Origin of the sequence: Alteromonas sp. S005 (assembly GCF_036864475.1) — a bacterium.
Lineage (GTDB): Bacteria > Pseudomonadota > Gammaproteobacteria > Enterobacterales > Alteromonadaceae > Alteromonas.
Genome location: NZ_JAZETN010000004.1, coordinates 141,707 through 156,183 on the forward strand (window position 1 = coordinate 141,707; position 14,477 = coordinate 156,183).

At 46.4% G+C, this 14,477-nt stretch carries 13 protein-coding genes; 8 read left to right on the forward strand and 5 right to left on the reverse strand.

The window, feature by feature from the left end:
- Nucleotides 1-13 precede the first annotated feature (13 nt).
- The 4 genes from dapF to V7R55_RS07340 are packed head-to-tail and all read left to right on the forward strand — an operon-like array spanning nucleotide 14 to nucleotide 3,223.
- Nucleotides 14-844, forward strand: coding sequence for a diaminopimelate epimerase (dapF, locus tag V7R55_RS07325; RefSeq protein WP_334058668.1), 831 nt, complete (start codon nucleotides 14-16; stop codon nucleotides 842-844).
- Nucleotides 841-1,536 (forward strand): DUF484 family protein, encoded by a 696-nt coding sequence (locus tag V7R55_RS07330; RefSeq protein ID WP_334058669.1) that lies wholly within the window; start codon nucleotides 841-843, stop codon nucleotides 1,534-1,536. The genes dapF and V7R55_RS07330 overlap by 4 nt, the downstream gene beginning before the upstream one ends.
- Before the next feature lie 5 nt (nucleotides 1,537-1,541).
- The gene (gene xerC, locus V7R55_RS07335; RefSeq protein ID WP_334058670.1) at nucleotides 1,542-2,462 is read left to right on the forward strand and encodes a tyrosine recombinase XerC; all 921 of its coding nucleotides are present in this window, start codon (nucleotides 1,542-1,544) and stop codon (nucleotides 2,460-2,462) included.
- A 20-nt stretch (nucleotides 2,463-2,482) separates the two neighbouring features.
- Nucleotides 2,483-3,223: an HAD-IA family hydrolase gene (locus V7R55_RS07340; RefSeq protein WP_334058672.1), complete on the forward strand. Its 741-nt coding sequence runs from the start codon at nucleotides 2,483-2,485 to the stop codon at nucleotides 3,221-3,223.
- A 37-nt stretch (nucleotides 3,224-3,260) separates the two neighbouring features.
- On the opposite strand, the gene cysE is transcribed toward V7R55_RS07340, so the two are convergent.
- Nucleotides 3,261-4,058, reverse strand: coding sequence for a serine O-acetyltransferase (gene cysE / locus V7R55_RS07345; RefSeq protein WP_334058674.1), 798 nt, complete (start codon nucleotides 4,056-4,058; stop codon nucleotides 3,261-3,263).
- Between the two features lie 498 nt (nucleotides 4,059-4,556).
- On the opposite strand from cysE, the gene uvrD reads away from it, so the two are divergent.
- On the forward strand, nucleotides 4,557-6,728 hold the full coding sequence (gene uvrD / locus V7R55_RS07350; protein ID WP_334058676.1) for a DNA helicase II: 2,172 nt from the start codon (nucleotides 4,557-4,559) through the stop codon (nucleotides 6,726-6,728).
- 42 nt (nucleotides 6,729-6,770) lie between these two features.
- Nucleotides 6,771-8,048 carry a GGDEF domain-containing response regulator gene (locus V7R55_RS07355; RefSeq protein ID WP_334058677.1) on the forward strand — a complete coding sequence of 426 codons (1,278 nt, stop codon included), beginning with the start codon at nucleotides 6,771-6,773 and terminating at the stop codon, nucleotides 8,046-8,048.
- A gap of 65 nt (nucleotides 8,049-8,113) precedes the next feature.
- On the opposite strand, the gene rarD is transcribed toward V7R55_RS07355, so the two are convergent.
- From rarD to V7R55_RS07370, 3 genes are all read right to left on the reverse strand, one after another.
- Entirely contained in the window at nucleotides 8,114-9,040 is a 927-nt protein-coding gene (gene rarD, locus V7R55_RS07360) for an EamA family transporter RarD (protein ID WP_334058679.1), read from the reverse strand.
- Between the two features lie 136 nt (nucleotides 9,041-9,176).
- Complete coding sequence (locus tag V7R55_RS07365; RefSeq protein WP_334058680.1) at nucleotides 9,177-10,514, reverse strand: magnesium transporter; 1,338 nt, start codon at nucleotides 10,512-10,514, stop codon at nucleotides 9,177-9,179.
- An 85-nt stretch (nucleotides 10,515-10,599) separates the two neighbouring features.
- On the reverse strand, nucleotides 10,600-11,100 hold the full coding sequence (locus tag V7R55_RS07370) for a thioesterase family protein (protein WP_334058682.1): 501 nt from the start codon (nucleotides 11,098-11,100) through the stop codon (nucleotides 10,600-10,602).
- Between the two features lie 268 nt (nucleotides 11,101-11,368).
- On the opposite strand from V7R55_RS07370, the gene recQ reads away from it, so the two are divergent.
- Complete coding sequence (gene recQ, locus V7R55_RS07375) at nucleotides 11,369-13,210, forward strand: DNA helicase RecQ (RefSeq protein WP_334058684.1); 1,842 nt, start codon at nucleotides 11,369-11,371, stop codon at nucleotides 13,208-13,210.
- 75 nt (nucleotides 13,211-13,285) lie between these two features.
- On the opposite strand, the gene V7R55_RS07380 is transcribed toward recQ, so the two are convergent.
- A complete protein-coding gene (locus tag V7R55_RS07380) occupies nucleotides 13,286-13,954 on the reverse strand; it encodes a glutathione S-transferase (protein ID WP_334058686.1) in 669 nt (222 codons plus the stop codon).
- 105 nt (nucleotides 13,955-14,059) lie between these two features.
- On the opposite strand from V7R55_RS07380, the gene V7R55_RS07385 reads away from it, so the two are divergent.
- Nucleotides 14,060-14,377 (forward strand): hypothetical protein, encoded by a 318-nt coding sequence (locus V7R55_RS07385; RefSeq protein WP_334058688.1) that lies wholly within the window; start codon nucleotides 14,060-14,062, stop codon nucleotides 14,375-14,377.
- Nucleotides 14,378-14,477 lie beyond the last annotated feature (100 nt).

Below are 14,477 nucleotides of genomic sequence, written 5' to 3' on the forward strand. Positions count from 1 at the left end.
AGATGCGCGTTTAATGCAGGTTCAATTTTCTAAAATGCACGGCTTGGGTAACGATTTCATGGTTATTGATAACGTTACTCAAAACGTCTTTTTCTCCAAAGAAAAAATTCAGCAATTAGCTAACCGAAACTTCGGTATTGGCTTCGACCAGCTGTTGATGGTAGAACCGCCATACGACCCTGAACAAGATTTCCACTATCGTATCTTCAATGCAGACGGCTCAGAGGTAGAACAATGCGGCAATGGCGCGCGCTGTTTCGCCCGCTTTGTTAAGCAAAAAGGCCTAATTAACCGCAACAAGATAGTGGTAAGCACCAAAGCAGGTAAGATGGTGCTTTATCTAGAAAAAGATGGTCAGGTTACCGTGAATATGGGCAAACCTGAGTTTGAACCTGCGAACATTCCGCTTACGGCCAACAAGCAAGAGAACACGTATATTTTACGTGTTGGCGAACGCACCTTGTTTATTGGATCAGCGTCGATGGGCAACCCTCATTGCGTTATGGAAGTAGACGATGTGAATACGGCCAACGTAGCCGAAATTGGCCCACTTGTTGAAAAGCACGAGCGCTTTCCCGAGGGCGTAAACGCGGGCTTTATGCAGATAATTAACGAGTCGCATATCAAACTTCGCGTATTTGAGCGTGGTTCAGGTGAAACCTTAGCCTGCGGTAGCGGTGCATGTGCAGCAGTTGCAATTGGTCAAATACAGGGTAAATTAAGTAAAGACGTACGGGTAGATTTGCCCGGAGGCAGTTTACGTATACGCTGGCCAGGCCCAGATAGCGTTTTAAAAATGACAGGGCCTGCCGAACACGTATATGACGGACATATAAATTTATGAGCGAAGTATCAGGGCAATCTAACGCCACGCAATTAATTGAGCCATTTAACGACACAACGGAATTGTCGAGTGCTGATGTGCGCGCGTTCTTATTACAAAACCCTGAGTTCTTTGCCGAGCATGCCGACATTCTCGAAAAAATTAAGCTTCCCCACGAACACAAAGGCAGTGTTTCACTTGTAGAAATTCAGAGTGATCAGCTTAGACAAAAGGTCAGACAGCTTAATTACAAACTAAATCAGTTAGTCACTATCGCGAAACAAAACGAGAAAATTTATCGCGTTTATACCGATTTAAACGTACAGCTACTGCGCTGTGAAAGTGTCGCCGAAGTGCAGTTTACCTTAGAAGATGTACTGCAAGAGCGTTTGCAGTTGTCCTCAGCAGTAATCAAAAGCTTTAAAGGCCCTCACGCTATTCCTGAGCTGCAACAGCGCCTCTTCACGGAAAAGCGCTTTAAAAATACTAACTTCTTCTTTGGTCGTTTGTCACAACACGAACGTCAACTTCTTTTCGGCGAAAGCCCTGCAGAATCTGTGGCGTTAATGCTGCTTGGCGATAACCGCGAATTAGGTATTTTGGGCATTAGCAGCAGCGACGCCAGCCACTTTACGCCAGATATGGATACCCTCTTGCTACAACAGCTTCAGCAAGTACTAAATATCATCTTGCCTGAAATGATGGGATATTAAGTGCTGTGTCTACGGACGCCTTAATCAGCGAACCGTGTCAGCAATGGCTCGATAAATTTCTACTTCATTTGCAGGTAGAGCGCGGTTTATCCCTTCACACCATCAAAAATTACCGGCGCCAGTTAACCGAAGTGGGAAAATTACTTGGGCTTTACGAATGGTCTGGGCTCACGCCAAGCGATATCAAGCGTGTAATGGCCGATGCGAAAATGTCAGGGCACAGTCCGCGTAGTATTGCGCTTAGACTATCGGCACTAAGAACATTCTGCCAATACCTTATCGAACATCAGCAGCTATTCAGTAACCCCGTAGAAGGCATTCAAGCACCGAAACAAGGAAAGTCATTACCAAAGCAGCTAAGCGTAGACGAGATGCAGCAGTTACTCAATGCCTCGCCTCGAAGCAGTGACGATGATGAAGGCATGCAGTTAAGAGATGTAGCCATGTTTGAGCTGCTTTATGGATGCGGGCTGCGCTTAAGCGAACTTACCGGGCTTAATTTAGCCGACTGTTTAAAAGACGGTACGGTGAAGGTCATGGGTAAAGGGAGCAAACAGCGAATATTGCCATTGGGTCGACATGCACAAAAAGCGCTAAATGCATGGTTAAAAGTACGCCCTGCTTATGCGTCGCCTTACGAAAGTGCAGTATTTGTCAGTAAGCGTAAAACTCGAATATCAAATAGGCAGGTTGCTAACCGCTTGGATAAAATGGCAAAAGAGCAATCTCTGTCGCAAAAAGTAAGCCCCCACAAACTGCGCCATTCTTTCGCTACTCACGTATTAGAATCTAGTGGCGATTTGCGTGCGGTACAAGAACTGTTAGGTCACGCTAACTTATCGACAACACAAGTGTATACCCACCTCGACTTCCAGCATCTCGCCAACGTATATGATGCCGCCCATCCGCGGGCGCACAAGAAATAAAGCTAACCTAAGGTTTCATCATGCAGTTTTTCAGGTCTATTAACAAAGTTGAGGCTATGACCTTCGACCTTGACGACACCCTTTATAACAACGACCCTATTATTCGTCAGGCCGAAGAAGCGCTTCAAGCGCATATTGCTGAGCACCACAAGTTAGCCTCCGCGTTGTCGGCTAACGACTGGCTAGCACTTAAGCGTGCTGCAATAAAAAAAGACCGGCGCTTAGCCTCTGACATGGGTCAGCTTAGACGTGTAGTGCTTACTGCCGCATTGTCTAATACGACTCCTGAAAAGTTAACAACAGACCTGACCAGTAATGGTGAGCTAAGTGATGCAGTAGAGGCATGCTTCAACTGCTTTTACGATGCAAGAAGTAACTTTGAGCTTACGGACGAGGTGCACGAAGCGTTAAAAGCCGTTAGCAGTAAGCTGCCGCTTATTGGCATTACTAACGGTAACGTTAACGCAGAAAAAATAGGGATTGATAGCTATTTTGAAACCATTCTCCATGCCAGCACATCACGCCCCATGAAACCAGCCCGCGATATGTTTGATGAAGCGGCAGCACTATTACACATTGCACCGAAACACATTCTTCATGTAGGCGATAATATTATTAAGGATGTACAAGGAGCGGTTAACGCTGGTTATCAAGCCGCATGGTTTGCCTGTAACAGACCCATGAAATTAGCCAACGAGCCTGTGAGCATACTGCCTCACGTAGTACTAGATAACCTCAACGAGTTAACCCACTTCTTATAAATAAAGGGGTCAGAGTCAGGACTTTGCCCCCGCAATTTTAGTTATCTTCTAGTACGTTTTGGCGCATGGATTCGCAGGGGCTTTGACAAACCGGTCTCCCAACCACTTTGGCTGGAACGCCCACCACGGTAACGTGAGCTGGTACGCTATTAAGTACAACGCTGCCGGCGCCGACTTTTGAGCCTTCGCCGATTTCGATATTTCCTAGGATCTTGGCACCTGCGCCAATTAACACACCTTGGCGAATTTTGGGGTGACGATCGCCTGACTCATTACCCGTACCGCCTAGCGTTACGCTCTGCAAAATAGACACATTATCTTCTACTACCGCAGTCTCACCCACCACAATACCGGTAGCGTGATCGAACATAACACCTTTGCCAATTCGCGCAGCTGGGTGGATGTCTACACCAAAACTTGATGAATTACGGCTTTGCAAAAATAAGGCTAACTGGTGGCGTCCGTGAACCCAAAGGTAGTGCGCCATCCGGTGTACCTGCACGGCGTGGAAACCTTTAAAGTGAAGCAAGGGAGTAAGGTAGTCATTCACTGCGGCATCCCGCGCATTTATCGCGATAATATCGGCGATGGCTGCCTCGCTAATGCTTGGCTCTAATAAGTAAGCTTCATCGAACACCTCACGTATAGCAAGCGCAGGCATCACGTCATCAGCCATTTTGTTTGACAAAATGAAGCTTAGCGACGACTCGAAATTATGGTGCGCAAGAACACTGGCATGCACATAGCTAGATAGCAAAGGTTCGTTGTCAGCAACAATTTGCGCTTCTTGTTTTAGCGTCGACCAGAAATCGATGGGCGTTGAAAGTGCGGTCATGAGCATGTCCCGTTAGTGTGCTGTCTGTGTGCCAATATACGTCGTAAAAAATTGGGGCCGTGTGCTTTTTCAGCTTGCCTAAAGTGGCTTAACTCTTTTGCTAACTCTCGCCTTGTATGAAAGTGCAGAGGCAAACAAATGAAAGAACAGAAAGTTTACCCGAGTTTGGCGTGATGCAATACCGATGTGATACCTGCCAAGCGCATAATTCGATCAATTTATCGTATTAATTCGTTATAGCTAATAACTGTATCTTTTATTTGCGTACCTATGAGCCTTACGTCGGTCACACTAGGCTCTGTCACTACTTAATTAGAACGGTTAAAGCGCCCGTTTCTTTCATTGAGAGGTGTGCATAACCGCACACCTTAAATAGGCAAAAAACCGCGCTTTTATTTAACGAAAAGGGCGAAAAACTGGACTGTATAAATTAACAGTCAGATGGCATAATAGGCCGCTGCTAAATGTATAACATTATCAACTAACAGGTACCGCACTATGGATGTATCTCGACTGCTAGACGAGCTTAACGATAAACAGCGTGAAGCAGTAGCAGCCCCATTATCAAATGCTCTAGTATTGGCTGGCGCAGGTAGTGGTAAAACCCGCGTATTAGTACATCGCATTGCGTGGTTGATGGAAGTCGAAAACATCGCACCTTATTCTATTTTAGCGGTTACCTTTACCAATAAAGCAGCGAAAGAAATGCGCGGCCGTATTGAATCTTTAATGGGTCGCAGCCTACACAATATGTGGATTGGTACCTTTCACGGGCTTGCACATCGTTTGTTGCGCGCGCACCACGCTGAAGCAAATTTGCCTGAAAATTTTCAGATTATCGATTCTGACGATCAGTACCGTTTGATTCGCCGCATTTTAAAAGCCATGAATTTAGATGAAAAGCATTGGGCCCCTCGTCAAATCCAGTGGTACATAAATGGCAATAAAGACGAAGGCCTGCGCCCACAGCACATCGAGACTCACGGCGATCATATCCAAAAAACCATGCGTGAAGTCTACGCTGCATATCAAGACGCCTGCGATCGTTCAGGCTTGGTAGATTTTGCCGAGCTATTGCTGCGCGCTCACGAGTTATGGGCAAAGAACCCTGAAGTGTTGGCCCACTATCAGCGCCGTTTCCGTGCTGTGTTAGTTGACGAGTTCCAAGATACCAACAATATCCAATATGCATGGCTTCGCATGCTTTGTAGCGGCGACAATAACAACATTATGATTGTTGGCGACGACGATCAGTCTATTTACGGTTGGCGCGGTGCAAACGTAGATAATATTCAGCATTTTCTTAAAGACTTTAATGAACCTACCACTATTCGTCTTGAGCAGAATTACCGTTCTACTGGGAACATTCTGAAAGCAGCGAATACGGTTATCGACAACAACACGGGCCGTTTAGGGAAAGAGCTGTGGACAGAAGATGCCCAGGGCGAACTTATTTCTGTCTATGCCGGTTTTAACGAACTCGACGAAGCCCGCTTCATTGTTTCAAAAATTAAAGACTGGCTAAATCAAGGCAACGCCCTTAGCGACACCGCTATTCTTTACAGAAACAACGCCCAGTCTCGAGTACTGGAAGAAGCCCTGCTACATGAAGGGTTGGCCTATCGCATCTACGGTGGTTTGCGCTTCTTCGAACGCCAAGAAATTAAAGATGCCCTTGGCTATATGCGCATGGTAAGCCACCCGCACGACGATGCTGCTTTCGAGCGTGTGGTAAACACTCCAAGTCGCGGTATTGGAGAGAAAACCCTTTCACAAGTGCGCGACACTGCACGTATGCATAACTGTTCTATGTGGCAAGCCAGCCAGCTGCTTATCAACGAAGGTGGCTTTAAAGGCCGTGCATTAAACGCTATGCAAAGCTTTGTTTTGCTTATTACCGAGCTAGAGCAAGCCACGCTAGACGAGCCTCTTGACCAGCAGGCCGATAAAGCCATTCGCCAGTCAGGCCTGTACGCCATGTACCAAGCAGAACGCGGAGAAAAGGCCCAGGCTCGACTGGAAAACTTGGAAGAGCTGGTCAGTGCTTGTAAGACTTTTATCGTACCTGAAGAAGCGGAAGAAATGTCGCCGCTGGCCGCGTTTTTGGCCCACGCTTCCCTTGAAGCAGGGGAAACCCAAGCAGATAAAGACCAAGATGCTGTGCAAATGATGACTATCCACACTGCAAAAGGCCTTGAATTTCCACTAGTGTTCCTAGCTGGCGTAGAAGAAGGTATGTTCCCTAGCCAGATGACCAACGACGAACCAGGCAGGATGGAAGAGGAACGCAGACTTTGTTATGTTGGTATGACTCGCGCTATGCAAAAGTTGTATATCACTTACGCAGAAAGTCGTCGATTATATGGTCAAGATAAGTATCATACGGCTTCGCGCTTTATTCGCGAGATGCCAGCAGATTGTGTGGAAGAAGTCAGACTAAAATCCACTATATCGCGGCCTGTACACAATCGCTTTAGCCAAGCTACCTCGCACGCCAGTTTTGAAGAAACAGGCTTTAGTTTAGGTGAGCGCGTAGTGCATCGTAAATTCGGGGCAGGTATTGTGCTTAACTACGAAGGCAGTGGTGAGCATGGTCGAGTTCAAGTAAACTTCGATGAATTTGGCAGTAAATGGCTGGTACTTGCTTACGCAAAACTGGAGAAGGCGTAGCGTTATTAATTGGCAAGGTAGCCTAACTCTGAGTTGGAATGTATGCAGCAACACGTGCTGATCATCGAAAATGGTGAAGGCAACCTTGAACTTATTGCGAAGTTAGTACGCCGTTCTAGCCTTACGCCCGTGGGCGCTACGTCGCTCACCGAAGGAAAGGCACGCTTTGCACAAGAAATGCCTGAAAGTTTCTTGTGCGCCATTGTTGCTTACTCATTACCCGATGCGCCTAAAGGGGAAGCCATCGACTTTGCCGTCGGATCTTTCATTCCTACCATTGCAACAACAGAAAACCTAGATAATGCTATTCGCGACAAGGTTCTTGAACGAGATGTTGTCGATTACATTCCCAAAGAAAATTCGCAAAACTACGACTATCTTAACCGCTTGATAAGCCGCCTAGAAAAAAACAAATCTACCGGCGTTGTAGTGGTGAGTACCAATCGTGTTTTACGCTCAAAAACGGTTTCATTACTTCAGCGTCATAATTTTATTGCCTTTGAATGTTTAACAGCTACCGACGCAATGCAGTGCCTTTCTGAACACAAAAATGTACGTCTTGTCATCACTGATGATACGCTGCCCGATATGACGGGAACACATTTTGTCGCTAGCTTAAGAAAAGCATTTTCTAAAGAACAGCTTGCCATAATGGGCGTTGCTGGAGGTAAAGGTATGCTAATGTCTGCACACTTTATCAAAAGCGGCGCTAATGACTTCTTGCGCGTACCGTACTGCCATGAAGAGTTTTTGTGTCGCGTAATGCAAAACGTCGAATATATAGAAAGTGTTGAAGAAATTCGCCGCGTGGCAAATACGGATTATTTAACGGGCCTTCCCAACAGACGCCACTTCTTTTACATGGTAACGGTACAGCATCAAAATTTATCTGATGATCATGCCTTGGCACTTATCGACCTCGACTTCTTTAAGTCAATTAACGATACCCATGGCCATGACGCCGGTGACATTGTGCTAAAGGCCATGGCGGCACTCATTGAGTTTTACTTCCCTGATGAAATTATTTCGCGCTTTGGTGGTGAAGAGTTTTGTATTTACATGCCTTCAACGCCGCTTAATGAAGCCTGTGAACGCTTAGAAGATTTTAGAAAAGTGGTAGAAGCTGAAGTTATCCAGCTTCCCAAAACCGATATAAAAGTGACCTGCAGTATTGGAGTTAGTGGCGTTCATACTCAAAGCGTGGATAAGCTACTAAGCCTTGCAGACAAGCAACTGTATGCTGCCAAAAATAGTGGGCGTAACCAAGTGAAGTGCGACCCTGTGGATACACCTCGTCGAGAGCAGGGATCCTTACCTTAGCTTCATGAGCTATTTCTTTAAACCCTACCTTTAAATGGCTTGCAGGCGCCGCGTGTTTTGCTGGCTTATTCCATACTCTCTTTTATTATTTGTTTTTGCGCTTTTCGTTGGCTGCGGTAATTAACCAACGAGTCGGCACTAAACAAGATAAGTGCAAGCCACACAAAGCCGAAAGTAACCAAGCGCGATTCTTCAAGGGGTTCGCCGTACAGGTAAACTGCCAATATAAACATAAGCGTTGGGCCAATGTACTGAAAGAAGCCCAGCGTTGAATACATAATGCGTCGCGCTGCAGCAGTAAAGCAAAGCAGGGGCGCAGTGGTAACAATACCTGCCGCTAGAATAAGGGTGTTTAAGGTAGCGTCATTATTAAATAAGTTACTGTATTCAGAACCAAAGAATACCCAGTAGACGATAGCTAATGGCGATAACATTAAGGTTTCAATGAATAGACCTGGTAGCGAGTCTACTGCCACTTGCTTACGTAATAAGCCATACACGCTGAAGCTTCCGGCGAGTACTAAGGCAATCCAGGGCACGTGACCGTATGAGAAAATAAGAATTGCCACGCCAATAACTGCGAGCCCAACCGCTACGCGCTGCAGATTGCGTAACCTTTCGCCTAAGAAAAGACGACCTAAGAAAACGTTGATAAGGGGGTTAATATAATAACCCAGGCTCGCATCAAGAATATGATCGTTATTGATCGCCCAGATGAACAAAAGCCAGTTTGCTCCCAGCAGCAGCCCGGCTACAAACAAAATCTGCATAACCCGCCTATTGCGAAAGGCAGCACCTACTTTTGGCCATTGTTTTAACGCAGCAATTAATCCAACTAAAAGCACAACGGACCAGATTACCCTGTGCATAAGTATTTCAGCAGCGGGTAACACCATCAACTGCTTGAAGTAGACAGGTGCAACACCCCACATACTGTATGCGGCAATCGCGCAAATAACGCCGACTTGGGCGGCACTGGCTTGCTTAGACAAGGCTGGCTCCAACGAGATTCAGGGTAAGAAGGCGCGTATTGTTTATCAGGTTAGATAAATTCACAACCCTTAACGCTTTCCAATGCGGCAAAGGGCGTAAACTGCGCGAAATTTTCAGCATAACCTCGTAAACGGACTACAGAAGAAAGAGCGTTCCCAAGCCCAAAAACGCCACAAAACCAACAATGTCGGTAACAGTAGTCAGGATGACCGAGCCAGACAGTGCAGGGTCTATTTTTAGCTTATCCAAAATAACAGGCACAAACACTCCAGCTACGGCTGCAGCTACAATATTAAACAGTATGGCTAAACAAATCACTAAACCAAGCATAGCGTCAGTGAACCAGAAATATGCCACAACACCTATTACCAGCGCCCATATAACGCCATTCACCCCGCCTACTTTCAACTCTTTTACCATGAGCGCCCTTAAGTTGGCAGGAGTCACCTGCCCTAGCGCAAGCCCCCTTACAATCAGGGTAAGCGTTTGGCTACCTGCAATGCCGCCCATACTTGCCACCACGGGCATTAACACCGCAAGGGCAACAACTTGCTGCAGCGTGCCTTCAAACAGCCCAATAAACCAAGATGCCATAAACGCGGTAAGCAAATTAATACCAAGCCAGAGTGCGCGGTTTTTGGCACTCTTTGCCACCGGCGAGAATAAATCTTCGTCTTCATCCATACCGGCCGAGGCCATCACTTGGCGTTCGTAAAACTCATTGACCAATTCACTCGCTGAGGTCACATCTAAACGACCAAGTAGTTTATTGTTTTCATCAACCACCGGCAGTGACGCCAATCCTGAGCGCTGTACAAGAAGCGATGCATTCATGGTGTCGTCTTCTCCCTGAATAGTGGTCACGTTTTCTTCAGATAAGTCAAATAGCGAAACGTGGTCTTGCGCATTAAACAGGTGACTTATTTTAACCAAGGCAGAAAACTGACCGGAACGGTTCACCAGAAAAATACTATCGCAGTGCTGAGGTATCTCCCGCCTTAACAAACGCAAACCCTCGCGTACTTTGGCGTTCGACGGCAGCACTAACTGTTCGTGGTTCACCCAGTGCCCTATTTGATTGTCGGGAAATTGCGTGGCTTCTCTGAAGTACTTTCGCTCTTTGGAATCCAGTGACTCATACGCCATATCGACGAGGCGTTTTGGCAATGAATCCAGTAGCTCTAGTAAGTCTTCAGCGTCAATATCAGCAAAGATAGACGTCCATTCATTATGAGGCGTATTGTCGATTAGGATTTCCCGAGGATCGCTACGCATCTCAACGAGCACATCAAGCTTACGGTCGCGAGAGATACCGTCCCACACGGCTAGACGTTCTTCGACGGGCAGTGACTCTAGCAGCGATGCAATATAGACCTCGTCTTGCCCGCTTAAAGCAGCAAGTAAGGTGGCGGGGTCGTCAGCCATGCTTTCGGTGACAATCTCTTCTATCAAATCCGGTAATGGCTCTGCCATGCTACACCTCCTATTTTACCGCTAACTTCCTTTACACGCATAAGCACTGACGTTAAGAGATGGTGCATACCCATAGATAAGAATGCTACCCCAACATGTAAGTACCTGTGCCGAAAGCTATATGGTCGCCTTTTTCGTTGTGTAATTCCATTCTGCAAACCACTAATTTACTGCCCTTGCGTATAATCACCGCTGTTGCAATAAAGCGTTCGCCTCGTCCTGGCCGCAAGTAGTCAACACGCATATCAACTGTACCCATGGTGGGCAATCTAATCTGCAGGTCTTCAAGGTGCGCTTCTGTGGTTTTCTTGATGGTCTCTATAATTGAAACTAAACCACCGATGGTGTCTAGCATAGTCGCTGTTACGCCACCGTGAAGAATTTTTTGCATTGGATTGCCGGTAAGCGTAGGTTGCCAATTAAGATGCAACGAAATCTGCGTATCTAGACCAGTACCTTGTGTAACAAACTCCAAGCCCAGCAACTGGTTAAACGGCATATTATCACGAAAAAGTGCAATAACATGATCGATCATAGTTTGATGGTCTAGCTTTTTATTTACCGTAGGCTTTTCATTATCAGGCATTGTGTAATCCACTTACTGTAATAGTATCGATAACAGTACTACTGAACATAACCAGCAAGGAAATTCATCCAACCAATAATATCTCATTAAAATAGATTATTTGGCTCAACGCCGTAGTTAATTTGTTGCCGTCCCTCCAGACAGGATGTACAAAAAACACACAAACAAAGTTATTTAACCTTGATTAACCAAGTCTTCACTGCATTTTAGTCTAGTTTTTTTAATTGCCCCGTGAAGCCGAGCCCAAAAACGCGTAAAATCCTGCGCCATGACAACTGCAATAGCGCCATCAGAATTAACGCCTAAAACCCAGCACGCAAAAACGCCTGAAACCGTCTTAAAAGAGGTATTTGGTTACGATGCTTTTCGCGATGGGCAAGGCGAAGTCATTCACCAAGTATGTGAAGGAAAAGACGCACTTGTTCTGCTACCAACAGGTGGCGGTAAATCGCTGTGCTATCAAATTCCCGCGCTGGTGCGAAGCGGCACCGCTATTGTTGTCTCGCCGCTTATTTCTTTAATGCAAGATCAGGTAGAGCAGCTAAAAGCATTGGGTGTGAACGCCGCCTATCTTAATTCAACGCTCGAAGCCGACGAACAAGCGCGCATAAACGATGCACTCCAATCTGGTAAACTGGATTTGCTGTACGTGTCACCTGAGCGTCTAATGCAGTACTATTTTCAGCAGTCGCTAGCTCACGCCGACATTGCCTTATTTGCCATTGATGAAGCGCACTGCGTTTCCCACTGGGGTCACGATTTTAGGCAGGATTACCGCGCCTTGGGGCAAATAAAGTCTCGTTTCCCCACTATTCCTGTTATCGGTCTAACGGCCACGGCAGATTCAGCAACGCAAGCGGACATACTGACCCAACTTAACCTAAACGACCCGCTTGTTTACAAAGGAAGCTTCGACAGACCCAATATTCGCTACCGCGTAATGAGTAAGTACAAGGCTTTCGACCAAGTTGTAGCTTACGTAAAGCAGCAAGAAGGCAGCGGTATTATTTACTGCAATAGTCGCGCAAAAGTCGACGACCTTCACGCTAAACTATTCAGACAAGGCTTTCGCTGTGCGGCTTATCACGCCGGTATGGATAACGACGAACGAGAGCTTGTACAACGTCAGTTCCTTAACGACAAAATCGACATTGTGGTTGCCACTGTTGCCTTTGGTATGGGAATCAACAAGTCGAATGTGAGGTATGTAGTTCATCACGATGTACCGCGCAGTGTTGAAAGTTATTACCAGGAAACCGGGCGCGCCGGGCGAGATGGCTTGGAATCTGAAGCCTTATTGCTATTTGACGAAAAAGACGCGGCCCGCGTAAAGCAATGGATAGAGCAAGGCGAAATAGCCGAGCGAAATCAAATAGAGCTGCAGAAGTTTGCTGCTATGGAGGCCTTTTCCGAGGCGCAGACCTGCCGCAGGCAAGTACTGCTGAACTATTTTTCGCAGTTTAGTGACAGCGCTTGTGGCAACTGTGATATCTGTCTAGACCCGCCCAAAATGATTGACGGTTTGGTGATAGCCCAAAAAGTACTGTCGTGCGTACTGAGGCTTTCACAACAAGCGTCTAGCCAGTACGTAATTGACGTATTGCGAGGTAAGCAGTTAAGGCGCCTCCAAGAGGCGGGCCACCATCAGCTTTCTACCTATGGTATAGGTAAGGATAAATCGGACAGCTACTGGCATAACATTATCAACCAGCTTGTACATAAAGGGCTTATTCGCGTGGATATTACCGCTCACGCTGCATTGAGGTTGACCGAAGCCGCACGGCCCGTGCTGAAAGGCGACGTTGCCGTTCAGCTTGCCTCACCACGACTTGAATTTAAGCCAGATAAGAAAAAGGCGAAGCAAGCACCGGCTAACTACGACAGAACCCTGTTTACGCGTCTTAAGCACCTGCGCAAAGTATTAGCAGAAGAAAATGAAGTGCCGCCCTATGTAGTATTCAGCGACGCTACTTTGGTTGACATGGCGTGCAAGCTGCCTACTACACGCAACACCTTGCTAGAGGTCAGTGGTGTGGGCCAAACTAAGCTGGAACGCTACGGTGAGGCCTTTATTCAGCTCATCGACGATTATATAAATCGCGACCACTAGAGGCTGTTAAGCCAGCTATAGGATTTTCTTCCCGCCGGCCCCAGGGCATGATATCAACTCAGTGAGCAACACACACTAAGCGTAAGCGTACTCGCCGCCTTTTTCTGATGCAGCTTTGTAAGCTTCTCTGGCATGAACACGCTTAACGTAGCCTTGAATAGCGGTAAAGTCTTTAGCGCGGCCGCTGGCCACCAGCGATTCAAGAGGAAATATCATTTGAACATCAGCGCCACTAGGCGCATCACCTGCAAACCAAGTATTTTTCGCTAAATAAGACTCTACGTAGCGCAAGCTTTGGGCTAGGTTAGGGCCATAGTAGGCATTGAGAATGCCGTCTATTAACTTGTTAGTGATAGGCTTGATGAAAAAGGGCTTTGAACCTTTTTGCCGTGCTTTTTCTAACACTAAGTTAGCGACTAACGGCGGCATTAATGAGCCTTCAGCGAAATGCAGCCAAAACCAATATTGTTGTAGTGCCTCGGGGTCTTGGGGCACAGCAAATGCATCAGTCGCATGATGGCGAACGAGATATTCCACAATAGCGCCAGATTCTGCAATTTCACCATGCGGCGTAGTAAGCACGGGTGAGCGTCCCAGTGGATGAACCGCTCGCAGCGAGTCAGGCGCCAGATTCGTAGTGCTGTCTCGTTGATAGAATTCAATTTTATACTCTACGTCTAGCTCTTCTAAAAGCCACAAAATTCGCTGTGAGCGAGAGTTATTTAAATGGTGAAGTGTTAGCATACTCCGTCCTTAATACGCTTAGTTTAACGCTATTGTTTTTGTGTTGTACTATATACACTTTTTAACGCAAGCGGGTTTACTACTGCCAATAAATTGATAAATTCTATGCAAAACCTCACCAAAGAAGACATCCTACAACATGCCCTTTTTAACGAAGGCAGCGTAGAAATTCGCACAGCGCTACCCGCTACCCCACTTAAAACTCAACAGTGGGTGGAACAGTTTTGTGCTTTGTTTAATTTCAAACTTTCAGAGACCGATTGGGGAGCTGACCGGTTTCAGGCAGTCATAACTGCAAGCGCAAGCGACACTGATTTGCAGTGTATGCTTTGTATAGAATGGCTCTGTGAAGCAATATGGCTGGAGCCTATAGGTAGACAGCAGTCGCCATCGGCAATTTTTAACTACCTTTTGCAAGCATAACACTTAAGTTATCACTGTACTTTGGGTTTGGCTTTTCGTTACAACTAGTATTATCCTAAGAAAAGCACCCGAGTGATAAGAGGGCTTAAAAACATATCTT

Coding starts and splice junctions, on each gene's coding strand:
- dapF (WP_334058668.1), top strand. CDS start 14: ATGCAGGTTCAATTTTCTAAAATGCACGGCTTGGGTAACGATTTCATG.
- V7R55_RS07330 (WP_334058669.1), top strand. CDS start 841: ATGAGCGAAGTATCAGGGCAATCTAACGCCACGCAATTAATTGAGCCA.
- V7R55_RS07340 (WP_334058672.1), top strand. CDS start 2,483: ATGCAGTTTTTCAGGTCTATTAACAAAGTTGAGGCTATGACCTTCGAC.
- cysE (WP_334058674.1), bottom strand. CDS start 4,058: ATGACCGCACTTTCAACGCCCATCGATTTCTGGTCGACGCTAAAACAA.
- uvrD (WP_334058676.1), top strand. CDS start 4,557: ATGGATGTATCTCGACTGCTAGACGAGCTTAACGATAAACAGCGTGAA.
- V7R55_RS07355 (WP_334058677.1), top strand. CDS start 6,771: ATGCAGCAACACGTGCTGATCATCGAAAATGGTGAAGGCAACCTTGAA.
- V7R55_RS07365 (WP_334058680.1), bottom strand. CDS start 10,514: ATGGCAGAGCCATTACCGGATTTGATAGAAGAGATTGTCACCGAAAGC.
- V7R55_RS07370 (WP_334058682.1), bottom strand. CDS start 11,100: ATGCCTGATAATGAAAAGCCTACGGTAAATAAAAAGCTAGACCATCAA.
- recQ (WP_334058684.1), top strand. CDS start 11,369: ATGACAACTGCAATAGCGCCATCAGAATTAACGCCTAAAACCCAGCAC.
- V7R55_RS07380 (WP_334058686.1), bottom strand. CDS start 13,954: ATGCTAACACTTCACCATTTAAATAACTCTCGCTCACAGCGAATTTTG.
- V7R55_RS07385 (WP_334058688.1), top strand. CDS start 14,060: ATGCAAAACCTCACCAAAGAAGACATCCTACAACATGCCCTTTTTAAC.